This is a genomic window from Vibrio sp. SCSIO 43135, from assembly GCF_023716665.1.
Lineage (GTDB): Bacteria > Pseudomonadota > Gammaproteobacteria > Enterobacterales > Vibrionaceae > Vibrio > Vibrio paucivorans.
Window position 1 is genome coordinate 20,856 of sequence record NZ_CP071859.1, and the last position, 26,119, is coordinate 46,974.

Consider the following 26,119-nt stretch of genomic DNA (forward strand, 5'->3'; position numbering starts at 1 on the left):
AGTCTCCTACGTGTTTTCCAACATATCACTGTTTGATGCACCTGGTGGTACGAGTGGCCACACATTTTCTTCTTCATCGATTAAAACGTGCAGTAGATAAGAAGTCTTGCTCTCTAACATTTCTTTTAGAGCAGGCTCTACTTCTTCTTTTCTCGTGATGGTTTTACCTGGAATATCAAACGCTTTCGCTAACATGACGAAATCAGGGTTATCATCCAAAATTGTTTCACTATGGCGGCCATCAAAGAACAGCGATTGCCACTGGCGCACCATGCCTAAGCGTTGGTTGTCTAGCAGAACAATTTTTACTGGGATTTGGCGGCGTTTCAGTGTGCCGAGTTCTTGTACGTTCATCATGAACGAACCGTCACCGGTAATAAGTACAGACTGATCGTCCGGGCGAGCAACAGCTGCGCCCATCGCAGCAGGTAGGCCAAAGCCCATAGTGCCTAAACCAGCAGAGGTAATGAAGTTTTGTGGATTGCGTGGCTGAATGTGCTGCGCAGCCCACATTTGGTGTTGGCCAACATCCGTCGACACAATGCTGCTTTCAGGCATCATATCCGAAAGCTGTTTCAGCAGTAGCGGGGCAAAGATTAGATCACCTGGGTGATCGTAGCGCCACTTAAACGCGCTGCGTAAACTCTCTGAGTGGTGAACCCATGGTGTGATGTCTTGGCTTAATTCCAACTGAGGCAAAATTACATTGATATCACCGCGCAGTGATGCGTTAGCCGTTCGGAGTTTATTGAACTCAGCGGCATCAATATCGATGTGAATGACTTTAGCGTGCGGTGCGAAGGTATCCAGTTTACCGGTGACTCGGTCATCGAATCGAGCGCCAACCACAATCAGTAAGTCACACTCTTGCACAATGAGGTTTGCCGCTTTCGTACCATGCATACCGAGCATGCCAAGGTAGTGTGGGTCGTGACGTTCGATAGTACCCAAGCCTTTCAGCGTGCTGACTGATGGCATAGGGTTAATACGTAGAAATTCACGTACTGATCCGGTTGCGTGTGCCAGCTGAACGCCACCACCCACATACAATACCGGGCGAGTGCTTTGTGCTAACACTTCTTGTGCGCGAGCAAAATCTTCATTGCTTGCAACAGGGATTGCTGGTGGAATGAACTCTGGAAGACTCTCGACAGGCGCTTGTCCAAGCTGAACGTCTTTCGCTATATCAACAATAACAGGGCCTGGGCGGCCAGTTTTGGCAACTTCAAATGCTTCTGCAAGGGTTGGAGCGAGTTCGTTGATGTCGGTGACGAGATAACTGTGTTTAGTACATGAAAGGGACATACCGATCACATCCATTTCTTGGAATGCATCGGTACCGATGTGAGAGCTTGCTACCTGACCAGTGATAGCAACTAATGGCACTGAATCCATAAAGGCATCGGCCAAACCCGTTACCAAGTTGGTAGCTCCTGGGCCCGACGTTGCCATACATACTGCAACGTCTTGAGTAGAGCGAGCCATGCCTATTGCAGCCATTGCAGCACCTTGTTCGTGTCGGCAAAGGATGTGTTCTACGCCGCCATCATAAAGCGCATCGTAGATTGGCATAATAGCGCCACCGGGATAACCAAATATGGTTTTGATCCCTTCTTGTCTTAAAGCGGCTACGACTAATTCAGCACCTGTCATCGTATGCCTCCTGTACTACCTGTCTGTGTAGTGATGTTGTGATTGTTGCACGTCATGTGCGCTCCCATTCTTCCTGTCATTTCTGACTACTATCTGTATGTGGTAATCAGGACTTACTTCAATTTAATAGTTGTAAAAAAACCCCCGGACTTTTCAGTGCGGGGGTTTTTTAAATCTTGTGGTTATCTTTCGCCCACTAAACCCCGCGCGGTGCCAATAATGACCACGATAAGCAGGATAATCAGTGCATTGAAGCGGGCGTTGAAGTTCATCTTTTCTTCTTTATATTGAGTCGCGTAATATCTTACGTAATTGTTTGCGTCTCTAGTGGTAACATACAAATCCGTTAAATGACAAGCAAAAAGTCATTCTTTTTTCACATTCAATCATCATTCCTACAAGCTATATAACAACCTCTATGAAAATACAGGCAGCTGATTACAGCTGTGAATGCTTTTAAATCAATAGCAAGGGTGTGTTATGGGGTTGGCGATAATTCATAGCCGTGCCAGTGTGGGAGTTGAAGCTCCTGCCGTTACAGTCGAAGTACATATTAGTAATGGGATGCCAGGGTTCAATTTGGTGGGCTTACCCGAAACGACGGTTAAAGAATCCAAAGATAGGGTGCGCAGTGCCATCATCAACTCACGATTTGAGTTTCCTTCCAAGCGAATTACAGTGAACCTAGCACCAGCAGACTTACCTAAAGAAGGCGGGCGGTTTGACTTACCCATTGCGCTTGGCATTCTTGCTGCCTCGCAGCAAATTGCGATAGAGCGGCTGGGGGATATGGAATTTGTCGGTGAGCTGGCTTTGTCGGGCGAATTGAGAAAAGTGAAAGGAGTACTGCCTGCGGCATTGGCGGCCAATAGTGCACAGCGTTGTCTCGTCGTGCCGCATCATAATGGCGATCAAGCAGCATTGGTCGCACAAGACAGTCACAAATCGGCGCAAAGTCTGTTAGAGGTATGCGCGGAAGTATGTGGGCAGCAGAGCTTGGGGCTGCACCAGAGTGTCACTCAGCAAGTTTCACCAAATTTGCAACGCGACCTGCAAGATATCATTGGCCAACAGCAGGGTAAGCGAGCACTAGAGATAGCCGCGGCAGGAAACCATAATTTGCTTTTCTTAGGCCCGCCCGGTACAGGAAAAACCATGCTAGCCTCTCGTCTGTGCGATTTATTGCCAGAAATGAGTGATGAAGAAGCAATGGAAACGGCATCGGTGGCGTCGCTGACTCAGCAGGAAATCAATGTTCACAATTGGAAGCAAAGACCATTTCGTGCCCCTCACCACTCGAGCTCTATGGCGGCGTTAGTTGGAGGCGGCTCTATCCCAAGACCAGGGGAGATTTCGTTGGCACATAACGGGCTGCTGTTTCTTGATGAAATGCCTGAGTTTGAGCGCAAAGTGCTGGATTCACTCCGTGAGCCTTTGGAGTCCGGGGAAATTATCATTTCGCGAGTACAGGGCAAAACTCGTTTTCCTGCTCGGTTTCAGCTTGTGGGCGCACTCAACCCTAGCCCGACAGGGTATTACGAAGGCAATCAGTCTCGAATCAATCCCCAAGCTATATTGCGTTATCTCGGCAGGTTATCGGGGCCATTGCTGGATCGTTTTGACATGTCGATAGAAATCCCGTCATTACCGAAAGGGACATTGGCTCAAGGAGGCGATAGGGGAGAGCCTACTCAAGTGGTCAAGCATAGAGTGGCGTGCGCAAGAAATATCATGTGGCAGCGCGGTGGTATGAGCAATGCGTTGCTAGGCAGTCGAGAAATAGAAGCTTACTGTCCACTGCAAAAGGAAGACGCCGAGTTTTTGGAGAATGCGCTACATAGGTTAGGCTTATCTATTCGGGCTTACCATCGAATAATCAAGGTAGCGCGAACCATCGCAGATTTGGAAGGCAGCGAACAGATAGCGAGGCCGCATTTAGCTGAAGCATTAGGCTATCGAGCGATGGATAGACTGCTTAAGCAACTTACCGCTCAAGCAGTCTAGCAGTTTGTACGATTAGAACTTGTAGTTGATACCGAGAGACATGAAGTACTCGGTTTCATCGTAGAAAGTGATATTAGAATCGCTGCTGCTGTAGCCCGCTAGCGAGATCAGCGACCAATTTTCCCAGTTCATCAACTTATCGTATTCATAAACCGCAAATAAACCGAGCTTATCGTCGGAACGTATTTGGTTTCCAAACAAGGAGTTTTCACCTTCGTAATCCGACACAGTATATGAGCCTGTGAGACCAAACGTATGCTTGTTAAGGAATGTGAAATAGCTTAACTCAAATGCATACGAGTCGTAAGAGTTGGCGTTGCCATCCGCTTCGTGTTTGATGTACTTGAGCGCCGGTAGGACAAAGCTAGTGCGGCTGAGCATCTGACGATACTGCGCTTTGAGGTAATAGCTTTTTCCATCGCGAGCTAGCTCGGTGCCGACCAGTTCGTCGTTTTCTACGTCTTTCGTTCCGTAGGCAAAATCTAGGGTAAACGGTGTGCCTGCAATTCGATCTAGAGTGAGGCGGTACGCATTGCCGTCTTCATCGGTTTCTTGGCGAGCGGTATTCAGTTCATAAGGGTTAGTCCAACTTTTCGCTGCCATTACTGTTGGTAAGTAAGCGACATCGATAATTGTCCCACCAGGGATCTGATATTTGTAACCAAATTGAAAGGCCAAAGTACCGACCGCGATATCTTCACGGGTGGTACCCATATACAACTGCTGCTGTTGTTGGCTGCCGAAGGTGTAGGCCAGGTTACCCAATGGGCCGACAAAACTGCCACTTTCTGAGCTTCCACTCTGATCGCGCGAAGTGATGGTCGCCTCACCTTCTGTATTGAAGTTAGAGTCACTGGAAGTGTAGCCCGCGTTGAGTGAAATTTCGCCGCTGATACCAGCAGGCCCAAGTGCAGCGTAGGAAGGAATGGCAACAGCACTTAAAAGGGCAATAGAGAGAGACTTGTTCATTGAAATTCCTTTTAACTATCAAACATAAATAGACTGAATGTTTCAATAATGTCGATTACAACACATTAAAACTAATCTGACCATTTTGTGAGTGATTCCATTGTGAGAATACAATTGTATAATTACACACTGTTTTATTGTCAGCGGCACTTTATGCTTGCTTAACAGGATCTTAGTCACTTTATATTAGCTATTCTGATGTTGGCCACTATGTTTGCGTATTTATTGCTCGTACTTAATGTTTCCCTAGTTATTGCGAACTCAGCAATTTGCTCCATTCTGATCTGTATTATTGCGTTGTTTAAGTTTGTGCTGCCAACACAAAGCTCGAAAGCGGCGGGCACGGCATTAGCAAATAAGGTGATGTGGCTGTGGGCAACCGTCAATGCCAAAATCCTCTCGATATCCAACGACATTGATTGGGATATTCAAGGAGGAGAGCAACTGAAAAAAGATGGTTGGTATTTGATGATCAGCAATCACTTAAGTTGGACTGACATTGTGGTGCTGTGTTGCGTGTTTAAAGATCGTATCCCGATGCCGAAGTTTTTTCTAAAGCAGCAACTTTTATATGTCCCGTTTATTGGTATGGCTTGTTGGGCGCTTGATATGCCGTTTATGCGCCGCTATTCCCGTGAGTACTTAATTAGGAACCCACACAAGCGTGGGCAGGATCTTGAAACGACTCGCCGCTCATGTGCCAAATTCCGTCATACTCCCACAACGGTGGTTAACTATGTAGAAGGCACGCGCTTTACATCTGAAAAGCAGCGCAAGAGTCGAGCAGGCTATCAACACTTATTGCAGCCTAAATCTGGTGGTATTGCTTATACCTTAGCGGCCATGGGAGAGCAGTTCGATAATATTGTTGATGTCACTCTGGCTTACCCAGAGAATACGGAAAAACCGTTTAAAGATGCTCTTATGGGCCGCATGAGTAAGATTGTGGTGAGAACCAAAGTGCTGCCAGTCGATGAGCAAGTGCAAGGCGATTACTTTAATGATAAGCCTTATAAGCGCCAGTTCCAGCAATGGCTAGGGGAACTTTGGCAAGACAAAGACCAAGTGCTAAAAGATATTCATAAATAAAAAAGGGAGCCAAATGGCTCCCTTTTTTATTGCAGCGTTTATTTCTTAGTGAGTAGGTAGTTAACCAGCTCAAAGTACTCATCCAGAGTTTTGATCGACTGAGACTGAACTAAGTAACGGTTGTTTACAACAACAGCCGGTACACCAGACAAACCGCTATCTTTAAACTGTTTGTCGAAGCGACGAACCATAGAATCTACTGCAAAGCCATTGAAAGCCGCGTCGAACTTCTTACCATCGATACCTTCATCAACAAAGATTTGGCGTAGCTCTGCGTCATCTTTTGGTGCTTTACGAATATTGTGAATGCGGTTAAACATTACAGGCACCATTTTGTCTTCCACTTTCATAGCAACCATAGTTGCGTAGGCCTTGCTCATTGAAAGCCCCATGTTGCCACCCATGAAAGAAACGTGGTTCTTTTGTAGTTTAGCACCTTCAGGTAGTTGGTCTTTCAACTGCTGAATGATTGGCTCAAACGTATTACAGTGTGGGCAGTAGAACGAGAAAAACTCGGTTACAACAGGCTTTTTAGAGGCTTCTAGGTCCAACACTTTGTAGTGTTCGCCTTGTTTAAATTGAGCTGCGTGAGCAGACAGGCTCAGCATGAGAGTTGCAACAAGTGCAAACAGCTTTTTCATTTTTTACTCCATTGTACTTTTTAGGCAAAACAGCCTGTTACCACTGAGGCATTAAAGAAAGAGGTGCTTCCTCTAACGCCGCAATTTGTTCTTTAAAGGCTAAAACTTGGCTTTCCCAGTATTTTGGATCATCGAACCATGGAAAAGCGATAGGAAAAGCAGGATCTTGCCACCTTTTTGCTAGCCATGCCATATAGTGCACCATTCGTAGACCGCGCAATGGCTCGATTAGTTTCAACTGGTTGGAATTAAAGTCGCAAAACTCTTGGTAGGCTTCCAAAATCACATCGAGCTGCATCAGCTTATCTTGGCGTTCGCCGTTTAACAGCATCCACAAATCTTGAATTGCTGGGCCATTACGTGAGTCATCCAAATCAACAAACATCGGCCCATCTCGCCATAGAATATTACCAGGGTGGCAGTCACCATGTAGGCGAATAGGAGCCGCACTGTTATCCCAATGCTGTTCTAGTTGACCGATCAATAAATCGAGGTCATTGAAGAACGCATTCTCAAGATGCATTGGGATAAACTGAGAGTTCTCTAAGATTTTTCTAGGTTGATGTAAGTACTCATCCAAACCTATGGTAGGACGATGAGTAAAGGGTTGTCGGCTACCCACTTTATGAATCCGGCCTAAAAAGCGGCCAACACCTTCAAGCTGGTCGATGTTATCGACTTCAAATTGTCGCCCACCCACACTGGCAAACAGAGCAAACAAGTACCCCTGATATAGATGCAGCGTTGCTCCGTTGATCTGGCAAGGTGGAGCAACGGGGATGTCTGACTCAATCAGCTCAAGAGTGAACTGATGTTCCTCAATAATCTGTTGTTGGCTCCAACGCTCTGGACGATAGAACTTCACTACGTAGCGTTGACGCTCTTCGTCTGTAAATTGGTAGACGCGGTTTTCGTAGCTATTGAGTGGAAGAAAACCAGACTCAGCACGAATTCCGATGCTTTCTAAGGCGTACCACATGAAGTCGGGTGTCAGTGCATCAAAATTAAAGGCTTGGTTAGTCATAGGTTTGGCTCGTTGAGTGGCGATGGCGGTGGTTCTCATCGCGTGAGTAATTGCTTATATGATTACACAGTTTTGCCGTTCGAACCTAATCACTGTGAGCTTATGTTGTTGCTAGAAAATAAAAAGGCTCATTGCTGAGCCTTTAGGAAGGTATTAGTGAAAACTAGAGCTTTTTGATAAAACGGCTCTCTACTTCGATAGAGAAATCTTCACTGTCGGAAAGGACAAATTGAATGGTTGTCACTGGCGAACTGAGTTCATCAGGGTTAGCACCTAAACTCATTGGTAAGTTCACCACTTCACCCGGCTGTACGGTGACGGTTTGTCGACCATACCAAGACACATCACTGAAGCCTTTCACATCCAAGCGATATTCTTGTACCTGCTGGGTTTTATTGATCACTTTTAGAGTGTAGGTGTTTTCAATCTCACCGGAGCTGTTGGTTCTAAACAATTGATTGCGGTCACGGATAACGCTGAGACCGGCGGGGTCAACGCTGACAATCTGGACAAAGAACAAGCCAATCATTAATAGTAAAACCGCACCATAACCCAGCAATTTTGGGCGCATGACTTTGGTGTTGTGGCCAGATAAACGATGCTCTGTGGTGTAGTTGATCAAGCCTTTTTCATAGCCCATGCGATCCATGGTTTTGTTACAAGCATCAATACATGCACCGCAGTTAATACACTCATACTGCAGGCCGTCACGGATATCGATACCGGTTGGGCACACCTGAACACACAAATCACAGTCGATACAGTCACCTAAACCGAGTGCTTTTGGATCGGCTTTACGTGAGCGAGGGCCTCGGCTTTCACCACGCTTGGCATCATAACCAACGATAAAGGTGTCTTTATCGAACATGGCTGATTGGAAACGAGCATATGGGCACATGTGGACACAGACAATTGAGCGCATCCAGCCTGCGTTTGCGTAGGTACAACCAGCAAAGAACAGTACCCAAAACGCCACCCAGAAACTGGTGTTAAAGGTGAAGAAGTCAATCACGAGCTCTCGAACTGGAACAAAGTACCCAACAAAGGTCATGCCGGTTGCAAGCGCAATGGCCCACCACGCGAGGTGCTTCGCGGTTTTTCGCATTGCGAGGTTAGCGGTCATTTTGCCAGAGTCTTGTTTACGACGTTTGTTTGCTGCTCCCTCTAGTTTTTCTTCAAACCAGATATACATGAAAGTCCAGACCGTTTGCGGGCATAAATAACCACACCACACCCGGCCTAAAAAGGTTGTGAGGAAAAACAAGCCGAACGCGGCGATCATGAATAGCAGCGCTAGCAAAGTGAGATCTTGTGGGTAGAGGGTTGTACCAAAGAAATTAAACTGCTGATTGCCGATGTCGAGCAAGATAGCTTGTCGTTCACCGTAAGGAATCCAAGGAATTAAGGCAAATAACAGCAGCAGAAACCAGCCACCATAACGGCGCAGTTTCTGGAATGTACCTTTACTTTCCCGAACGTAAATACGATTGCTTGGGTTAAAGCGATCGTCATTTCCTTTATGGGTTTTGGGGTTAAAGGTTTTAGGAGTCACATCTTTGATATCGATCTTATCCTGACTCATGAAGTTTTCCTTTTTAGGCTTAACGGCACAATTTCTTTGATTGTGCTCTATGACATTGCTCAAAGAGGTTTTATCAACGCTGTTGATACAAGAGTTGATAAGGCCTCTCTAATATTTTAGAAGATTCTTATGGACGGCGATTATATACGCAATAACATTTTTATTTCTTTAACGTTATCAACCTTTAACAACAAAGATCAGTACAGTTTTATAAATAAATAGCCTAACAGTTCAGGCTTTCATGATGTTTAGGTATAAAAAAAGCGACATGACGTCGCTTTAGTATTCTGAGCGGCTTAGTCGATCAAGCCACGAGCACGCAAGATTGCGGTTTTAAAATCGTCTTCTTGGTCTTTTTTAAGACCCGGAATCATTTCATCTTTTTCGCTGTTACGCATTTTAAGATGGTAGATCAGCACATCGTCAGTGAGATCTTCCAATTTGCCTTCATAGCCAGCTTCTTGGCTCAGTTTGATGATGAACTGAAGTAGGTTCAATTCTTGGTCTTTTTGCCATTCTGGCTCAAGTAGCTCAAGTAGCTCTTCAATACGGTGACACTTCACGGACTTTCTCCACAATATTTATAATGATTTGTTGGTAAAGGTATCAAATTGCAGAAATGAAGGTAAGAAAAAAGCGCAGTGATACTGCGCTTTTTAATTAGGCTGCTTTGACAACTTTTGCAGGAGCTTCAGCCATAAGAGCTGTTTTCTCTACAAGAGTCATCGCAGGAGCGATTTTTTTTGCAACCGGTGCAGTAACAAAGCCACTGCGACGGCGCATCGCACTACGATTAGTGTGCGAGAACCTGACTGCTGTTGGGCGCATTAATTTACCTAACTGTCAGGCATATCCATTGCCAATGTAATGGCCTGTTCAACTATGAGTTGAGCTTCAACAATCTGAAGGGTGGCTCTTCTGGCTTTCGCCAATCCAAATAATTGAGCAGGAATAATGATATGCATGCATATCACAAAGTAGATTATCACCATCTGATAAATTGATCGATAGATGAACAATAAATACACAAAATATTAATGGCTTTAATTCATTATGAGAAAGGTATGAAAAGCAGCGTAGTGTGCGGTCTGGGTATAAAATTGTGTGAGTAGGGTAATTGAGTTCATAGTGACTTCAGGATTACTATGGCTGTCTACCAAGGAGGTGTGTATGTCGTTTTTTAAGAAAACTCTCGCGAGTTTTGGTATTGGCTCTGCACAGGTTGATTCCGTTCTACAGCAAGAAGTGTTGTACCCAGGTCAAAGCGTTGACGTCACCATCCATGTATATGGTGGCTCCAGTGACCAAGATATCGACAACATCGACTTAAAGCTTTGCTGCCGCTATGTTGAAGAGGTTCCTGTCGATCGCGATAGGGGGCAACATCGTCCTGGTGAGCGAATGCGTAAGGTGAATCAAAGCTATACATTGGCTAAGTGGAGCTTACCTTATGCGTTTACTATCAAAGCAGGGGAGACCCGCGACTTCAGTATTAGTTTAGATGTGCCTTGGAATACTCCGATCACGGTTGGAGACGCCAAGGTTTGGCTCGAAACTGGGCTCGACATTTCAATGGCAATAGACCCTACAGACAAAGATATTCTCACGGTTCGACCTGACCCTTTGATGGATGGCATTTTCACTGCCCTCGAAGAGCAAGGTTTGCGCATCAGGCAAGTGGAATGTGAAGCAGTAAAAGGATTTGATTTACCGTTTGTACAGGAATTTGAGTTTGTGCCAACCACAGGCCCGTATCATGGTCGTTGGCGTGAGTTGGAAGTTGTTGCTTACCGTACCGACGAAGTACTTAAGCTATGGTTTGAGATAGATCGTAATCGCAGCGGCGCTAAAGGGTTGTTGGCAACTTTCCTCGGTACCGGCCAGCTCAAAAGGCAGTTGGATATTCCATTGCATACTCCAGCGGAGGACGCGGGCCAGCAGGTGCTCGAGTATCTGGAGAGTACTTCTTAACCAAAACTTAACGTATTTGAGCTTACACCTGTACGCTTAATGTGTCATACTGCGCTTGTTGGAATAAATACTCTAGCTCGAACAGGTGCACTATGACGCAATCCACTCAAGCCAGTTATGGTTTAAAAGAAGAGATCGCCAATGCGGTGACCCATGGCCTTGGAATGGTATTCGGCATTGCTGGTTTGGTGTTTCTGCTGCTCAAAGCCAATGAATATCATGCAGATACGATGACCATCGCGAGCATGAGCATTTATGGCGGCAGTATGATCTTGCTGTTTCTCGCTTCAACCCTCTACCACTCTATCCCTTACCAAAGAGCAAAACGTTGGCTCAAAACCCTCGATCATTGCGCGATTTATTTATTAATTGCGGGCAGCTATACCCCATTTTTGTTGGTGAGTTTGAGAACGCCACTTGCCATTGGTTTGATGGCTGTCATTTGGGGTATCGCGTTAGTCGGAATCATCATGAAATTGGCGTTTGTGTACCGCTTTAAACGCTTTTCATTGTTTACATATCTTGCGATGGGGTGGCTGTCCTTAGTGGTGATCTATCAATTGGCGATCAATTTAGATGTGGGGGGATTAGTCTTGCTGGCTGCGGGTGGAATCATTTACTCACTAGGCGTGATTTTCTACGTTGCTAAGCGCATTCCCTACAATCACGCCATTTGGCATCTATTCGTGTTAGCGGGATGCGCATGCCATTTCTTTGCTATCTACCTCTACGTTCAGCCGGTGCCTGCCGTCTCTTAGTTTAGCGGGTGCTGACTTGGCTGATATGCGCTGACACTTGGTATTGTTTGTGTTCATCCAGATCGAGTTGGATGGTTTTACCTTGCTCTGCTTGTTGAGGGCGTAAGTAGGTGTCTGCCATGCGCTTTATTGACTTCCAAATGTCGACACTCTCGCTGAACAACACTTTGCCGGTAGTATCAGACACTGTGATATCGACCGTAACAAGTATCACTGATTGAGAGCTCTGGTTAGTGAGTGAGGTTGGAATAACTAACTCGCCATCTTGATATTGAGCTGAGCCTAATAGGACGTCAACTCCAGAATCAGATAACTGCATGGTTGGTTTTTTGCTACCGACAGTGACTAACGTACCTACTTTTTGAGTGACGACTGGGATTGCCACGACCGCTGGTTCAACGGCTTGTTTTACTTCAGATTGGTCAGTTGCCGGTTCAGGTACATACTGCCAGGTGAAGTCGTCGTTAAGTTGTACTTGTCTGCCATCTTCTAGCGTTACTTGTTCTGCGGCGTAGGTTGACGATGTTGCCAGTAGGCAAGCAAATGCGATTCCATTTTTCATAAGTATTTTCCTTGTTAACGGCGCCAGAATGCTGGGAAGAAGAGTACTAATAGCGTCAATATTTCTAATCGTCCCATTAGCATACCCAAGCTCAGTAACCACTTAGCGGCATCTGGTAGTGGAGCAAAGTTACCGGTTGGACCGATGACGCTGCCCATGCCTGGGCCGACGTTTGCGACCGCTGTAATTGAACCCGAAATGCTGGTAATAGGGTCAAGGCCCATCGCACTTAAGCAGCCAGCAATAAAAATGATGGTAATAAAGAACATTAAGCCAAATGCCACAACAGAACGAACGATGTCATCATTCACAGGCCTTTGATTGTAGCGCTGGACAAAAACACCTGAAGGGTGGATGAGCTTCATCATCTGCTTATGTAGAAGCGTCATGGCTATTTGGAAGCGGAATACCTTAATTCCACCTGAGGTTGAGCCTGAACAAGCTCCTGCCATCATAAGGAAGGCAAATAGCGTGGTAGGTAAGGCGCCCCAAGCGGTGAAATCTTCTAAACCAAAACCAGTGGTTGTCACGACGGATACGATATTAAACATAGATACACGCAGCGCATCGAGTATCGGGTAACCATCACGAATATTCAGCCACAACGCAACGACAATACTCGAACCTAAGAACAGGTAAGTGAAGCCTCTAACTTGGGCATCGTTATACAGTGCCGCTGGTTTTTTCTTACGTAGTGCGGTGACAAACAGCAAGAAAGGTAAACCACCTAAGAACATAAATAGTGTGCCCACCCAGTGAGCGCCTTTAGAGAAGTGGTTCATTGAGCTATCGGAGGTGGAATAGCCGCCGGTAGACAAGGTGGTGAAAGAGTGGTTGATCGCTTCGAACAGGCTCATACCAGTGAGTAGGTACCCCAGTAAACATAGCCCCGTTAACACCAAGTACACGACGACGATGTTCTTCGCGACGGTTTTGGCTCGTGGGCTGCTTTTGTCGGACCAGTCTGATGACTCGGTTTGGAACAGCTTCATACCACCCACATTGAGCATCGGCAGTACTGCTACCGCCATAACGATGAATCCTACGCCACCAAGCCATTGTAAGATGGAGCGCCACAACAAAATGCTTGGTGCCATATTATCGAGCCCACTTAACACCGTAGAGCCCGTCGTGGTGATACCGGACATGGTTTCAAAGTAAGCGTCGGTGAAGCTTATGTGGTTGATGAACACAAAAGGCAAAGCAGCAAAAGCACTGGCAATCGTCCACACTAAGCTGGTGATCAAGAACATATCACGTACGCTAAGGCGGAATTTATCAGTGCGCCCTAAGCTTAGGCAGGCAAAAGCTGCAAGGTGAGTGATCAGCACCGCTTGGCCAAATTCAAGAAAACCATCGGTACCAGATACGAACGCAACTAAGGTTGGGACGTACATAAATAGGGCTAGTTTGGATAGCACTAACCCTATAACAAATAGAACGGGGCGTAGATTGACCATAATGCCAACTTAACTCGCGTTGCCTACTTCTCTATAGGAAGAAAGGACTCGGTTGGAACAGTGCTTCAACATCAGGCACGTATTTTTTATCGACTAAGAACATCACTACGTGGTCGTCTTGTTCAATGATGGTTCGGTCGTGGGCGATCAGCACCTCTTCGCCGCGTACAATAGCACCAATAGTGGTACCAGGTGGTAGCTTAATGTCACCAATGGCTCTTCCAACTACTTTTGAGGTGGTTTCGTCTCCGTGAGCGATCGCTTCGATGGCTTCTGCCGCGCCGCGACGTAAAGAAGATACGTTAACGATGTCTGCTCGACGTACGTGAGTGAGTAGTGCAGAGATTGTTGCTTGTTGTGGTGAGATAGCAACATCAATGACACCGCCTTGAACTAGGTCGACATAGGCGCCACGCTGGATCAGCACCATGGCTTTTTTAGCACCCATACGCTTGGCTAGCATAGCTGACATGATGTTGGTTTCATCTTCATTGGTAAGAGCGATAAACACATCGACTTGGTCGATGTTCTCTTCAGTGAGCAGCTCTTGATCGGCGGCATCACCACAAAAGACGATGGTATTCTCAAGCTCTTCGGAAAGTTTTTCGGCGCGTTGGTAACTGCGTTCAATTAGCTTAACGCTATAGCTCTGTTCTAGGCGTTTGGCCAAACTAGCACCAATGTTACCACCGCCGACTATCATGATACGGCGGTATGGCTTTTCTAAACGCTGCAGTTCACTCATGACAGAGCGGATGTGGTTACTCGCGGCAACAAAGAACACTTCATCATCGGCTTCGATAATGGTAGTTCCCTGTGGCCGGATAGGGCGACCTTGACGGAAGATAGCTGCAACACGAGTATCGATGTGAGGCATGTGCTCACGTAGGGCTGATAACGCATTACCGACTAACGGCCCACCATAATAGGCTTTTACAGCGACAAGGCTAACTTTTTGCTCGGCGAAACTCACCACTTGCAGCGCGCCTGGGTACTGGATTAGACGCTCAATGTAGCTCGTTACTAGTTCTTCTGGTGCAATCAGGTGATCGACAGGGATCGCACCGGATTTAAACAGCGCTTCTTTTTCCGCCAAGTACTCTGGCGATCGGATTCGAGCGATACGGTTTGGGGTATTAAACAAAGAGAACGCAACCTGACAAGCTGCCATGTTGGTTTCATCCATGTTGGTGACGGCAACTAACATGTCGGCGTCTTGTGCACCGGCCTCGCGCAGCACATCTGGGTGGCTTGCGTAGCCATTTACAACACGTAAATCATATTTATCTTGCAGTTCACGAAGACGATCGCTGTTCTTGTCGACGATAGTAATATCGTTGTTTTCACCGACAAGGTTTTCTGCCAGCGTACCACCGACCTGACCTGCACCAAGAATGATGATTTTCATACTGAGTTCTCTTTGTTACCACTTGGCCATATGACCTGATTGGTTGGCGCCTGCCAACCAAAACCAATCAAGGCGGCTTATACAATCGCCGCCTATACTGCGCCTAATCTATGCGTGTTTTGTCAGCACTGCGTAATAGAAACCGTCCATATCTTCTTCACCTGGAAGAATTTGGCGGCCTGGGTTGTCTGCGTCAGAACCAATTAGAGTCGCGTTTTGAGTGCGTTCTAAGAAGGCTTTAACCTGCAGGCTGTTTTCTTGTGGAGTGATAGAGCATGTCGCGTAAACTAATGTTCCACCGGGCTTGAGCTGTTGCCACATCGCATCCAAAATTTCACTTTGCAGCTGAGCAAGCGCGTCAATATCATCAGCGCGGCGAAGCCACTTAATATCTGGATGACGGCGTATTACCCCAGTTGCAGAGCAAGGTGCGTCTAGCAAAATACGATCAAACTGGTCACCTTGCCACCATTCTTGCGGGTAACGTGCGTCACCGCAAATTACGTCAGCTTTGAGTCGCAGGCGCTCTAGGTTGTCATGAACACGGTTCAAACGCGTAGGATCGCTATCAATGGCGACCACTTCGGTATCATTGGTGTGCTCAAGAATGTGTGCGGTTTTTCCACCTGGCGCTGCACAGCAATCAAGAATCAGCTCGCCTTCTTGAGGTTGTAGGTAGTCCACCGATAGCTGCGCTGCTGCATCTTGCACCGATATCCATCCTTTTTCAAAGCCAGGCAGAAGCGTAACGTCACATGGAGAGGCCAGTTTAATCGCGTCTTCTGCTTGAGAGTGAACGCTATGTTCAATGTCAGCGTCTTTGAGTAGCTCTATGTACTCGTCACGGGTATGGTGTTGGCGGTTGACGCGTAACCACATCGGCGCCTTGCTATTATTCGCTTCAATCAGACTTTCCCATTGTTCTGGATAGGCTTCCTGCAGCATTTTTAAGATCCAGCTTGGGTGGCCGTACTTGCCTGCGTTGTGGCTGACGGCGATTTCGTCGAGCTCTTCTTGATTACGTAGGTAGTTACGCAATACCGCATTGATCAAACCACGCAGGCTAGGGCCGCGTAGCGTTTTTGTTCCTTCAACGGTTTCCGCGACAGCAGCATGAGAAGGAATTCGCATGAAGCTCAATTGGTAAATACCGACCAAGATGAGATGGTGAAAAACGCGCTTTTTGCCTTTTAATGGGTTTTCCATCAGCTCATTCGCGATTGACTCAAGGCGTGGTAAGTAACGCAACGCGCCATAGCAGATCTCTTGTAGAAGAGCATGGTCTCTTGGTCGAATGGTTTTTTGAGCTGCCGGTAAGGCGTGAGAAAGAGATTGGCCTTTGTCGACCACTTGGAAAAGGACGTTAGCTGCCGCAGCGCGAACATTCATGGTGAATACCTTAAAGTCGGTGGAGGCATCTCTGCCTCCGAAATGTACTATCTAAAAATAAGTGTTAGCTCAGCTGTGAGCCAACTTCGAACCAATTGGCTCGTGAGTTAAGAATATCTTGCACAGCCATGGCTTTCTTGCCTGGTACTTGTAGCTGCTCTAGGACTAATACGCCGTTGCCTGTCGCGACATAGATACCCGTTTTATCCGCTTGAACAATAGTGCCGGCAGGTTTGTCTGTGCTTTGCTCTGCGACACGGCTTTGCCATACTTTGATGCTGTTTTCAGCCGCAATAAAGTGGCTCATCGGCCAAGGGTTAAAAGCGCGAACGCAGCGTTCAATGTGCTGTGCTTCATCAGCCCAATTGATGCGAGCTTCATCTTTACTTAGTTTTTTCGCGTAGTTTGCTAGCTCGTCATCTTGCTTCTCTGCAGTAGCGTTGCCACTTGCGATATCTGCAAGGCAGTCAATCAGCGCTTCAGGGCCGAGGTCTGCCAGTTTCTCGTACATAGAGGCACTAGTGTCTGTGTCTTCAATCGGTAACGTAGCGATTTTAAGCATGTCACCTGTATCTAGGCCGATGTCCATTTGCATGATGGTCACGCCTGTTTCAGTGTCACCTGCCCAGATTGAACGTTGAATTGGCGCAGCACCACGCCAGCGTGGCAGAATAGAGCCATGGACATTGATACACCCTAGTTTTGGCGTATCAAGCACAGCTTGAGGCAGTAGTAAGCCATACGCCACCACCACCATTAAATCAGCATTGAGGTCTGCAAGCTGTTGCTTTGCTTCATCTGACTTAAAATTCTCTGGTTGGTAAACCGGAATATCATGCTCAAGTGCGATGTTTTTAACTGGGCTGGCGGTTAGCTTTTTACCACGGCCGGCAGGGCGGTCTGGCTGAGTATATACCGCAATAACTTCATGCTCCGAAGACAACAACGCCGCCAAGTGACGGGCGGCGAAATCCGGAGTACCTGCAAAGACAATTCGTAATGACTGGCTCAAGAGAGGTTTCCTTCTAAATTCTAATACGGCTACAAAAGGCCGCGTGGCGTTACGCCTTGTTCGCTTGCTTATCGTTGAAGCGTTTGATCTTGGCAAGCTTATCTTGGATGCGCTTGCGTTTTAGAGGCGAAAGGTAGTCTACAAACAGTTTGCCTTCTAAGTGATCAAGTTCGTGCTGCACACAAATCGCAAGTAGGTCATCCGCGTCAAACGTGAACTCTTTTCCATCGCGGTCAAGCGCTTTAACCGTTACTTCTGCTGCGCGCGCAACAAGTGCTCGAGCACCTGGGACTGAGAGGCAACCTTCTTCAATGCCATCTTCTCCACGCTTTTCAATGATTTCAGGATTAATAAGCACCATTGGCTCATCACGAGTCTCTGAAATATCGATCACAACAATACGCTGGTGGAAATCAACTTGCGTTGCCGCAAGACCAATACCTTCTTCGTCGTACATGGTTTCAATCATGTCATCAACGAACTTTTGGATCTCAGGAGTCACTTCAGCAACTGGCTTTGCGACAGTGCGAAGACGATCATCTGGGAATGTTAATACTTGTAATACAGACATATACACTCGAAAAATTGAACTGTGCCGAAGCAGCATAAACCTTGTTGGCTCAATTCTAGACATTTTGTAACCCAAATGACAGCATCGCAGCGTTATTAATCGATATTTACGACCAAGGAATTCAGGTCATGTCGCGACTTTTCCACTATCTCATACCAACACTTATCTCTACCTTTGTGCTTGTTTCAAATGGCGCGCATGCTAAGCCAAGTAACTCTGAACTGACCGTTAAGCACGATGCGCCGAAAAGCTACACTGTCGTAAAAGGCGATACCTTATGGGACATTTCGGCACTGTATCTCGATAGCCCTTGGTTGTGGCCTAGGTTATGGCAAATCAATCCAGAGATAGATAACCCTCATCTGATTTATCCAGGCGACAAATTGACTTTAATATGGCGTGATGGCCAGCCCGTACTTAGCCTTAAACCGATGGTCAAGCTTAGCCCGAAAGTTCGTGTTTTAGACAAACAAGCTCTGCCGACCGTACCTGAAGGCTTGGTGCTGCCTTATTTAAAATCTGACCGTTTGGTCGATATGGAAGTGTTGGCCACAAGCGAAAAGGTCCTTGGTGCCAGTCATGGACGAAAGTACTTAACCTCAGAAGACAGTTTGTTTATCAGTGGGCATCAAAAGCAACAGAAGTGGGGGATTTATCGAGTTGCTGCTGAATTTAAGCGTGATGACAAAGTGATGTTAGCGCTAAAGAGAATCGCGTCGGCAACCCTGCTTAATGCTGAGCCTGAATTTACCGGCCTCACAGTGACCAATCAGCAGCAGGAGATATTGGTTAATGATCTTGCTTTGCCAGAAACGGGTATCGAAACGCTTGGGCTTTCGACCACCTTTTATCCTCAACCGTCTCCGCCCAATAGCCAAGCGACGATACTCGGTGCGCTAGAAGGGGTAGAGTATGTTGGGCAAAACCAGATTGTGGTTATTGATAAAGGCACAAAAGATGAACTCCGTCAGGGCAGCATGTTTGAGCTTTATCAGCAAGGCTCTAAAGTGTTCAAGCAGGGGAACGAATTCAGTTACCAAGAGGAACGTGGGGCCGGAGAGTTACAGCTTCCAGATACCCCTATAGGTAGCTTGATGGTCATTCGCCCATATCCGTTCTTTAGCCTTGCGCTGATCACCGACAGCAAAGCCCCAATCGATAAAAACGTTACTGCTCTCTCTCCCGAGTCTAGCCAAACTTCCCTAAGTGAATCACCAAAAGACAATCAAACTTAATGTGCTCTCAATCGTTATTTGCTTGGTTAGCATTGAGCTTTACGCCTAAGCTGGGGGCTAAGGCTCTTTCTCGCTTAATGTCGATCGACTCTGCACCGAGTTTGATTAAGCGAGATTCACCTTCACTGCAAGCGATTGGACTGACTACTGAACAGATTCGATACCTTCATGGAGAAGCACAGCGCCAAGCGGAGCTAAGCCTAACTTGGGCAGAGCAAGACAGTCACACTATTCTCACCCCATTTGATTCTATCTACCCTCCTCTTTTGAAAGAAATCGCCTCAGCGCCTCCTGTGTTATTTGTTAAAGGAGAGGCCAGTTGCTTGTCTGAACCGCAACTGGCGATGATTGGTAGCCGCAATGCCAGTTTGCAAGGGCTTCAGATTGCGAAAGAATATGCGAGCGCCTTTACTAAGCGTGGCCTAGTGGTAACGAGTGGCTTAGCGTTAGGTGTAGATGGTCATGCACATGATGGAGCGTTGCGAGCCGGGGGAAAGACGATTGCGGTATTAGGCTCTGGTCTAGAGCAAATTTACCCAGCAAGACATAGGAAGCTGGCTAGTCGAGTGGTTGAAAATGGTGCCTTGGTCTCTGAGTTTCGCCCAGATACTAAGCCTAGGCCGGAGCACTTTCCTCGCCGGAATCGCATTATCAGTGGTTTGTCTGTTGGTGTCTTAGTGGTCGAAGCGGCAGAAAAAAGCGGCTCACTCATCACTGCGCGTTATGCTGCCGAGCAAGGGCGAGATGTTTTTGCAATTCCAGGCTCAATTCATTCCCCGACTAGCCGAGGGGGCAACCTTTTGATTAAAAACGGGGCGTGTTTAGTACAAAGTGAGCAGGACGTTTTAGATGAAATTGATACTTTGGTAAACTGGTCTATTGATAATAGGGTGAGCAGTCAGCCAGATCTTTTCAATGATAAATTTGAGCAGCCACGAGAAAATGGTAAAGAATTCAATCACAATGAAGAATTGCCATTTCCGCAACTGTTAGCTAACGTAGGAATAGAGGCTACACCAGTTGATATTCTCGCAAGCAGGACCAATATACCTGTGCATGAAGTCATGATGCAGCTCTTAGAGCTTGAGCTTTCAGGGCATGTTGTTGCAGTTTCCGGTGGCTATATTCGTAAGGGGAGGGGCTAGCTATGATGATGGACATACTGATGTATTTGTTCGAAACCTACATCCATAGCGATGCAGAGTTACAAGTGGATCAAGATGAGCTAGAAGATGAATTGCTTCGAGCTGGTTTTCACGAGAAAGATATCTATAAAGCCCTAAACTGGTTAGAAGAGTTGGCAGCATTGCAGCAAAGCGATGAGCACTCTGCTATTTCAACCAGTGCAGCGACTTCAACTCGCATTTACACCCATAAAGAAATGGAACGGATCGATTTAGAAAGTCGAGGTTTCCTGCTGTTTCTTGAGCAGATCAAGGTGTTAACCACCGAGACGCGCGAAATGGTGATTGACCGAGTTATGGGACTAGAAACGAGTGAGTTTGAGCTGGATGATTTAAAGTGGATCATTCTTATGGTGCTGTTTAATGTACCTGGAAATGAAAATGCCTACACGCTAATGGAAGAGCTGTTGTACACCAAAGAGCAAGGTATTTTGCACTAATCAAGTAAGAGTACGATGAGCAGTAAGATTGACCATCAGCTGTTTTCAGCTCATGAACATGCTTTAGAACATGAGTCATGCCCACAATGTGGTGATGAAGGCGGTGAGTTGCAGCTTCGCCATGGTAAACATGGCCCATTTTTAGGTTGTAACCGTTACCCTAACTGCGACTACATCAAGCCGCTACATCAAAATGACGGGCATGTAATTAAGCCGTTAGGTGTGGCGTGTCCTGAATGTGAACATGAATTGGTATTACGCCAAGGCCGCTATGGCATGTTTATTGGCTGTAGCAACTACCCGCAATGCCATCACATAGAATCTCTGGAGCAGGCTCCCGAGAAAGAACAGCCTAAGCATGCTTGCCCTGAGTGTCATAAAGGGCATTTGGTCGAGAGAAAAACGCGCTTTGGCAAATTGTTTTATGCGTGTGATAACTATCCGAAGTGTAAGTTTGCCGTGAACCAGCCTCCTATTGAAGGCCAGTGCGAGAAGTGTGGCTTTGGCCTACTTATTGAGAAGAAACTCGCCAGTGGCACTAAGTATCAATGTGCAGACCGAAAGTGTCATCACACTCAAAGTGCTATGGAAAAATAACTTTGCTAAATAAAGAAAAGGCGCCATGGGCGCCTTTTTTGATTGGTGTTTAGTTTTGCCTTTGGGTACTAGCAATGCTTCTGAGCAAATTCATGTACAGCAGGGAAGGCTTCTTTATCTAAGATGTCAGCCAGTGCGCAAAGCTTACGTTGCAGCTCTGCGGTGTACTCAGCAGAAACGTTGATGTGACCCATCTTACGTCCAGTACGTTTTTCTTTCCCGTACCAGTGTACATGACAGCCATCCATCGCCAACACTTCGCTTGGCAAAGTATCCTCACCGAGGATGTTGATCATAGAGGTAGTACGAATCAGTTGAGTGCTACCTAGTGGCAAGCCGCACACTGCGCGCAAATGGTTTTCAAACTGACAGGTTTCAGCACCCTGCTGCGTCCAGTGACCAGAGTTGTGGACTCGTGGTGCAATTTCGTTAACCAGTAACTGACCTTGTACGTCAAAGAACTCGAGAGCAAGTACACCTACATAATCGAGGCGATTCGCTACGGCGGTGAACATTTGTTTCGCTTGCTGTTGAAGCTCAAGGTTATCAATCGCTGTAGATAGGCTCAGTACGCCATTGGTATGAACGTTTTCTGCGAGCGGGTATACCGCGACACTGCCGTCTTTACCACGCGCACCCACCAATGACACCTCTCGGTCAAATGGGACAAATTCTTCAGCGACAATAGCTTGGGTTTCTGAAGCTTGAATGCAAGCTTCCATTTCAGGCCAAATTGCGTCGGCTTGCGCTATATCCTTGAGGCGCCACTGTCCTTTGCCATCGTAGCCCCCTAATGCACTCTTGAGTACCATAGGAATACCGACAGATTCGATCGCAGCATCAAAATCGGCGCGAGTTTGAATGACGGCATACTTAGCATTCTTCACTTCTGCAGCATCGAGTAATGCTTTTTCGATACGTCGATCACCACCCGTTTTGATGGCCTGTGCACTCGGTAAGAACTTACCGCTTTGCTCACAGACTTCGAGTACATCATGGGGAATGTGCTCAAACTCAGCCGTGATAATGTCAGCTTGCTCAATCGCATTGGCTAAGCCATGGCCGATCACCGTTTGTGTTAGTGGATGAACGATATTTTCGCTACCGACATCAAACGCTGAAATTTCAATATTGAGAGGGGCACCAGCAAGAGACATCATACGAGCTAATTGGCCTGCTCCCAGTACTAAAACGTGCATGAGATTAATCCTCTGCTGGGTTTGGATTCGCTAGAATCGTTTCAGTTTGCTCGCTACGGAATGCTTCAACTTTTTCCATCACGGCTTCATCGAATGTACCGATGATTTGTGCGGCAAGCAGACCCGCATTAGCAGCACCTGCTTCGCCAATTGCAAGCGTCCCTACAGCAATACCTTTTGGCATTTGTACGATAGAATATAGAGAATCAAGGCCGCTTAGCGCGCGCGATTGAACTGGGACACCTAGAACTGGTAGTGCGGTGAAGGCTGCTGTCATTCCTGGTAGGTGAGCTGCGCCGCCAGCACCAGCGATGATCACTTTTAGACCGCGCTCTTTTGCGCCGTTGGCGTAATCAGCCAGAAGTTGAGGAGTTCGGTGTGCAGAAACAACTTTTGTTTCGTACTCTACGCCGAAACTATCTAGCATTTCAGCGGCTAGTTTCATGGTTGGCCAGTCAGATTTAGAACCCATAATAATGCCGACTTTCATCTCAAACTCCTTAAAGCTACAAAAATGGATGAGCAGATAATTTGTGCGCATTATACGGGGAAAATAAATTCAAGCAAACGTTTGCGTCATTCTAAATTTCAATTGATACATTTTATAAACAAATAGCTTTAGGCACTGAAAGTGATTATTTGTACACTTATCATTTATAGAAAACATAAAAGTAACAACAGGAAGTCATAGTGGATAACTTTGAACAAGCGCTCAACGCACTCAAACAAGGCGAAGTCATCGCTTACCCAACGGAAGGTGTATTTGGTGTGGGGTGTGACCCAGATAACCCAGAGGCGATTGAAAAGCTGTTGCAGTTAAAACAGCGTCCAGTCGAAAAAGGCTTGATACTTATCGCTGCCAACTATGAACAGCTACTACCTTATATCGATGAATCACAGTTGACCGAAGAGCAGCTAAAGAAGGTGCAGGCTACTTGGCCTGGCCCTGTGACTTGGATTATGCCGACGAGCGAACGAGTTTCTGACTGGGTTTCAGGCCAATTCGACTCAATAGCTGTGCGAGTAACTGATCACCCATTGGTACAAAAAATGTGTAATGCCTTCGGAAAGCCGTTAACCTCTACCAGCGCGAATCTGACGGGGCAGCCTCCTTGTATGACGACTGCAGAGGTTGAGCAGCAATTAGGCGATAAGCTGGTGGCTATTCTTGCTGGAGAAACCGGTGGCAGAGAGAAGCCGAGTGAGATTCGCGACGCGAAAACATCAAAAATACTAAGACAGGGGTAGAGTGTCGGCTAACGACCTGTCAAAGGAAGAAATATGTCAGTCATAGATAAGCAAGCAGTAAAGCAGTTCTTAATGGAGCTGCAAGATTCTATTTGTCATCAACTTGAGCAGGCGGACGGCAAAGCTCAGTTTGAAGAAGACGTTTGGCAACGCGAGCCAGGAGAGCGCTTAGGTGGTGGTGGTCGTACTCGTGTTATGCGAAACGGTGATGTATTTGAGCAAGGTGGTGTGAACTTTTCTCATGTTCAGGGAAAACAAATGCCAGCATCGGCAACAGCACATCGCCCTGAATTAGCAGGTCGTAAGTTTGAAGCGATGGGAGTGTCGTTGGTGATGCACCCAAACAATCCTTACATTCCCACATCGCATGCCAATGTTCGTTTCTTCATTGCTGAAAAAGAAGGTGAAGCGCCGATTTGGTGGTTTGGTGGCGGCTTCGACTTAACGCCATTCTATCCATTTGAGGAAGATTGCCAGTACTGGCATAACACAGCGAAGGAAATTTGCGCGCCATTTGGCAGTGATGTGTATTCTGAGCATAAAGCCTGGTGTGATAAGTACTTCTATCTACCACATAGAGATGAAACTCGAGGTGTGGGTGGCTTGTTCTTTGATGACTTGAATCAGTGGCCATTTGATAAGTGCTTTGAGTACATGAAAGCAGTTGGCCTTGGCTATACAGACGCCTACTTACCAATCATTGAGCGTCGTAAACATACTGAATTTGGTGAGCGAGAGCGTCAGTTTCAATTGTACCGCCGCGGCCGTTATGTGGAATTTAACTTAGTTTACGACCGAGGTACTTTGTTTGGCCTACAGAGTGGGGGGCGAACGGAGTCGATATTAATGTCTATGCCTCCTCTTGCGCGTTGGGAATATGCTTACCAAGTAGAGCCAAGCTCACCAGAAGCAGAGTTATACGATCATTACCTCAAACCTAGAGAGTGGTAAGACTTTCTTCCTTATAGGGATAGTGATAGGGTCAATGGTTCGCATTGACCCTTTTTATTTCCGACAGGCAAGGATATGACTCAGCAAGTAGACCAATACGTAGTGTTCGGTAATCCCATCAAACAAAGTAAATCACCTTTTATCCACACACTATTTGCTCGTCAAACCAATCAATCGCTCACCTATAAGACTGCTTGCCCAGAAAAAGATAGCTTTAATGAAGCGGTAACTCGCTTTTTTGCGGAAGGTGGTAAAGGCTGCAACGTGACCGTACCTTTTAAGGAAGAAGCGTACCAATTTGCACATCGATTGACAGAAAGGGCTCAACTTGCAGGAGCCGTGAACACTCTGAAGAAGTTAGATGATGGTGAAATCATTGGTGATAACACAGATGGTGAAGGGTTGGTGCAAGACTTATTGCAATACCAAGTGCCATTGAAAGGTGCGCGTATTCTTTTAATTGGAGCGGGCGGCGCGGCTCGTGGAGTGATTAAACCACTACTCGATCAAGAGCCTGCGGAAATTGTCATTACCAATCGAACTTATGCGAAAGCGCAGACACTCGCGAGTATGTTTGAGCAGTACGGCGCAATTAAAGCGGTGGCGATGGAAGAGGTTTCAGAGTCATTCGATGTCATTATTAACTCGACCTCTTCAAGTTTGAGTGGTGAGTTACCTAATATCTCCACGGCCATATTCTCACCTAATAGCACTGTGTATGACATGATGTATGGTTCTGGAAAAACAACGTTCAATCAATGGGCATTAGATAATGGTGTTGTGGTTGTCTACGATGGCCTTGGCATGCTCGTGGGTCAAGCGGCAGAAAGCTTTATGTTGTGGAGAGGGTTAAGGCCAGGCTCTAAGCAAATATTGCGTGAGTTACGTAAAAACCTAGAAGGCTTGTAATGAATCAGTCGATATTATTTCCCGATATTCAAACGTGGGATGCAGTTAAAAACGTCATCGTCTTTCCGGCTCAACAATCCGGAGCTCTGATTGAGTGCGTAGTCTCGAAATCTTACTTGGAAAATATGGTAGGAAGTGCAATCGAAACAGAGCAACAAGCGATACAAGTATTTCAGAAGCTAAGGTTTGATCTGGAAGAGCAAGCAGAAGAACTCATAGAAGAGGAAGAGTTCAACCTGCAGGGGCAGATTGAACTCGGATAA

General features: G+C 46.5%; 27 protein-coding genes. 12 read left to right on the forward strand and 15 right to left on the reverse strand.

Annotation, left to right across the window (positions count from 1 at the left end):
* Positions 1-6: 6 nt before the first annotated feature.
* Positions 7-1,653, reverse strand: coding sequence for an acetolactate synthase 2 catalytic subunit (gene ilvG / locus J4N42_RS00095; RefSeq protein WP_252028916.1), 1,647 nt, complete (start codon positions 1,651-1,653; stop codon positions 7-9).
* A gap of 480 nt (positions 1,654-2,133) precedes the next feature.
* On the opposite strand from ilvG, the gene J4N42_RS00100 reads away from it, so the two are divergent.
* Positions 2,134-3,657, forward strand: coding sequence for a YifB family Mg chelatase-like AAA ATPase (locus J4N42_RS00100; protein WP_252028917.1), 1,524 nt, complete (start codon positions 2,134-2,136; stop codon positions 3,655-3,657).
* Positions 3,658-3,669: 12 nt separating this feature from the next.
* Here the strand turns inward: J4N42_RS00100 and J4N42_RS00105 are convergent, their stop codons facing one another.
* Positions 3,670-4,626 carry a DUF2860 domain-containing protein gene (locus J4N42_RS00105; RefSeq protein ID WP_252028918.1) on the reverse strand — a complete coding sequence of 319 codons (957 nt, stop codon included), beginning with the start codon at positions 4,624-4,626 and terminating at the stop codon, positions 3,670-3,672.
* Between the two features lie 210 nt (positions 4,627-4,836).
* Between J4N42_RS00105 and yihG the strand changes: the two genes are divergently transcribed.
* On the forward strand, positions 4,837-5,715 hold the full coding sequence (gene yihG / locus J4N42_RS00110; RefSeq protein ID WP_252028919.1) for a 1-acylglycerol-3-phosphate O-acyltransferase, YihG family: 879 nt from the start codon (positions 4,837-4,839) through the stop codon (positions 5,713-5,715).
* Between the two features lie 38 nt (positions 5,716-5,753).
* Here the strand turns inward: yihG and J4N42_RS00115 are convergent, their stop codons facing one another.
* From J4N42_RS00115 to J4N42_RS00135, 5 genes are all read right to left on the reverse strand, one after another.
* Positions 5,754-6,356 (reverse strand): thiol:disulfide interchange protein DsbA/DsbL, encoded by a 603-nt coding sequence (locus tag J4N42_RS00115; protein ID WP_252028920.1) that lies wholly within the window; start codon positions 6,354-6,356, stop codon positions 5,754-5,756.
* 37 nt (positions 6,357-6,393) lie between these two features.
* Positions 6,394-7,380 (reverse strand): serine/threonine protein kinase, encoded by a 987-nt coding sequence (locus tag J4N42_RS00120; RefSeq protein WP_252028921.1) that lies wholly within the window; start codon positions 7,378-7,380, stop codon positions 6,394-6,396.
* Positions 7,381-7,543: 163 nt separating this feature from the next.
* Positions 7,544-8,962 (reverse strand): cytochrome c oxidase accessory protein CcoG, encoded by a 1,419-nt coding sequence (gene ccoG, locus J4N42_RS00125; RefSeq protein ID WP_252028922.1) that lies wholly within the window; start codon positions 8,960-8,962, stop codon positions 7,544-7,546.
* A gap of 296 nt (positions 8,963-9,258) precedes the next feature.
* On the reverse strand, positions 9,259-9,525 hold the full coding sequence (locus J4N42_RS00130) for a YihD family protein (RefSeq protein WP_252028923.1): 267 nt from the start codon (positions 9,523-9,525) through the stop codon (positions 9,259-9,261).
* 97 nt (positions 9,526-9,622) lie between these two features.
* Positions 9,623-9,790, reverse strand: a complete 168-nt coding sequence (locus tag J4N42_RS00135; RefSeq protein WP_252028924.1) for a hypothetical protein — start codon at positions 9,788-9,790, stop codon at positions 9,623-9,625.
* Between the two features lie 342 nt (positions 9,791-10,132).
* Here J4N42_RS00135 and J4N42_RS00140 point away from each other — a divergent pair, with 342 nt between their 5' ends.
* A complete protein-coding gene (locus tag J4N42_RS00140; RefSeq protein WP_252028925.1) occupies positions 10,133-10,933 on the forward strand; it encodes a sporulation protein in 801 nt (266 codons plus the stop codon).
* 92 nt (positions 10,934-11,025) lie between these two features.
* Positions 11,026-11,691 carry a PAQR family membrane homeostasis protein TrhA gene (gene trhA, locus J4N42_RS00145; protein ID WP_252028926.1) on the forward strand — a complete coding sequence of 222 codons (666 nt, stop codon included), beginning with the start codon at positions 11,026-11,028 and terminating at the stop codon, positions 11,689-11,691.
* Between the two features lies 1 nt (position 11,692).
* Here the strand turns inward: trhA and J4N42_RS00150 are convergent, their stop codons facing one another.
* The 6 genes from J4N42_RS00150 to def all read right to left on the reverse strand — a co-directional run bounded on the left by J4N42_RS00150 (position 11,693) and on the right by def (position 18,093).
* The gene (locus J4N42_RS00150; protein ID WP_252028927.1) at positions 11,693-12,253 is read right to left on the reverse strand and encodes a DUF3157 family protein; all 561 of its coding nucleotides are present in this window, start codon (positions 12,251-12,253) and stop codon (positions 11,693-11,695) included.
* Between the two features lie 14 nt (positions 12,254-12,267).
* Entirely contained in the window at positions 12,268-13,713 is a 1,446-nt protein-coding gene (locus tag J4N42_RS00155; protein ID WP_252028928.1) for a TrkH family potassium uptake protein, read from the reverse strand.
* Between the two features lie 31 nt (positions 13,714-13,744).
* Positions 13,745-15,121: a Trk system potassium transporter TrkA gene (gene trkA / locus J4N42_RS00160; RefSeq protein WP_252028929.1), complete on the reverse strand. Its 1,377-nt coding sequence runs from the start codon at positions 15,119-15,121 to the stop codon at positions 13,745-13,747.
* A gap of 108 nt (positions 15,122-15,229) precedes the next feature.
* Entirely contained in the window at positions 15,230-16,510 is a 1,281-nt protein-coding gene (gene rsmB / locus J4N42_RS00165; protein WP_252028930.1) for a 16S rRNA (cytosine(967)-C(5))-methyltransferase RsmB, read from the reverse strand.
* 64 nt (positions 16,511-16,574) lie between these two features.
* Entirely contained in the window at positions 16,575-17,522 is a 948-nt protein-coding gene (gene fmt / locus J4N42_RS00170; protein ID WP_252028931.1) for a methionyl-tRNA formyltransferase, read from the reverse strand.
* A 49-nt stretch (positions 17,523-17,571) separates the two neighbouring features.
* Positions 17,572-18,093: a peptide deformylase gene (gene def / locus J4N42_RS00175; protein WP_252028932.1), complete on the reverse strand. Its 522-nt coding sequence runs from the start codon at positions 18,091-18,093 to the stop codon at positions 17,572-17,574.
* 128 nt (positions 18,094-18,221) lie between these two features.
* On the opposite strand from def, the gene J4N42_RS00180 reads away from it, so the two are divergent.
* The 4 genes from J4N42_RS00180 to J4N42_RS00195 are packed head-to-tail and all read left to right on the forward strand — an operon-like array spanning position 18,222 to position 21,549.
* Positions 18,222-19,328, forward strand: coding sequence for a LysM peptidoglycan-binding domain-containing protein (locus J4N42_RS00180; RefSeq protein WP_252028933.1), 1,107 nt, complete (start codon positions 18,222-18,224; stop codon positions 19,326-19,328).
* Positions 19,328-20,473, forward strand: a complete 1,146-nt coding sequence (gene dprA / locus J4N42_RS00185) for a DNA-processing protein DprA (protein ID WP_252028934.1) — start codon at positions 19,328-19,330, stop codon at positions 20,471-20,473. Before J4N42_RS00180 ends, dprA begins: the two co-directional genes overlap by 1 nt.
* Positions 20,474-20,475: 2 nt before the next feature.
* The gene (locus J4N42_RS00190; protein ID WP_279348551.1) at positions 20,476-20,952 is read left to right on the forward strand and encodes a DUF494 family protein; all 477 of its coding nucleotides are present in this window, start codon (positions 20,476-20,478) and stop codon (positions 20,950-20,952) included.
* A gap of 15 nt (positions 20,953-20,967) precedes the next feature.
* On the forward strand, positions 20,968-21,549 hold the full coding sequence (locus J4N42_RS00195; protein WP_252028935.1) for a DNA topoisomerase family protein: 582 nt from the start codon (positions 20,968-20,970) through the stop codon (positions 21,547-21,549).
* Between the two features lie 68 nt (positions 21,550-21,617).
* Here J4N42_RS00195 and J4N42_RS00200 read toward each other — a convergent pair whose 3' ends face one another.
* Complete coding sequence (locus J4N42_RS00200; protein ID WP_252028936.1) at positions 21,618-22,748, reverse strand: 5-(carboxyamino)imidazole ribonucleotide synthase; 1,131 nt, start codon at positions 22,746-22,748, stop codon at positions 21,618-21,620.
* 4 nt (positions 22,749-22,752) lie between these two features.
* Positions 22,753-23,238, reverse strand: coding sequence for a 5-(carboxyamino)imidazole ribonucleotide mutase (gene purE / locus J4N42_RS00205; RefSeq protein WP_252028937.1), 486 nt, complete (start codon positions 23,236-23,238; stop codon positions 22,753-22,755).
* 200 nt (positions 23,239-23,438) lie between these two features.
* On the opposite strand from purE, the gene tsaC reads away from it, so the two are divergent.
* The 4 genes from tsaC to J4N42_RS00225 all read left to right on the forward strand — a co-directional run bounded on the left by tsaC (position 23,439) and on the right by J4N42_RS00225 (position 26,119).
* Positions 23,439-23,996: an L-threonylcarbamoyladenylate synthase type 1 TsaC gene (gene tsaC, locus J4N42_RS00210; RefSeq protein ID WP_252028938.1), complete on the forward strand. Its 558-nt coding sequence runs from the start codon at positions 23,439-23,441 to the stop codon at positions 23,994-23,996.
* Between the two features lie 33 nt (positions 23,997-24,029).
* Positions 24,030-24,947, forward strand: coding sequence for an oxygen-dependent coproporphyrinogen oxidase (gene hemF, locus J4N42_RS00215; RefSeq protein WP_252028939.1), 918 nt, complete (start codon positions 24,030-24,032; stop codon positions 24,945-24,947).
* Positions 24,948-25,022: 75 nt separating this feature from the next.
* Complete coding sequence (aroE, locus tag J4N42_RS00220) at positions 25,023-25,856, forward strand: shikimate dehydrogenase (protein WP_252028940.1); 834 nt, start codon at positions 25,023-25,025, stop codon at positions 25,854-25,856.
* The gene (locus J4N42_RS00225) at positions 25,856-26,119 is read left to right on the forward strand and encodes a DUF1488 family protein (RefSeq protein WP_252028941.1); all 264 of its coding nucleotides are present in this window, start codon (positions 25,856-25,858) and stop codon (positions 26,117-26,119) included. The genes aroE and J4N42_RS00225 overlap by 1 nt, the downstream gene beginning before the upstream one ends.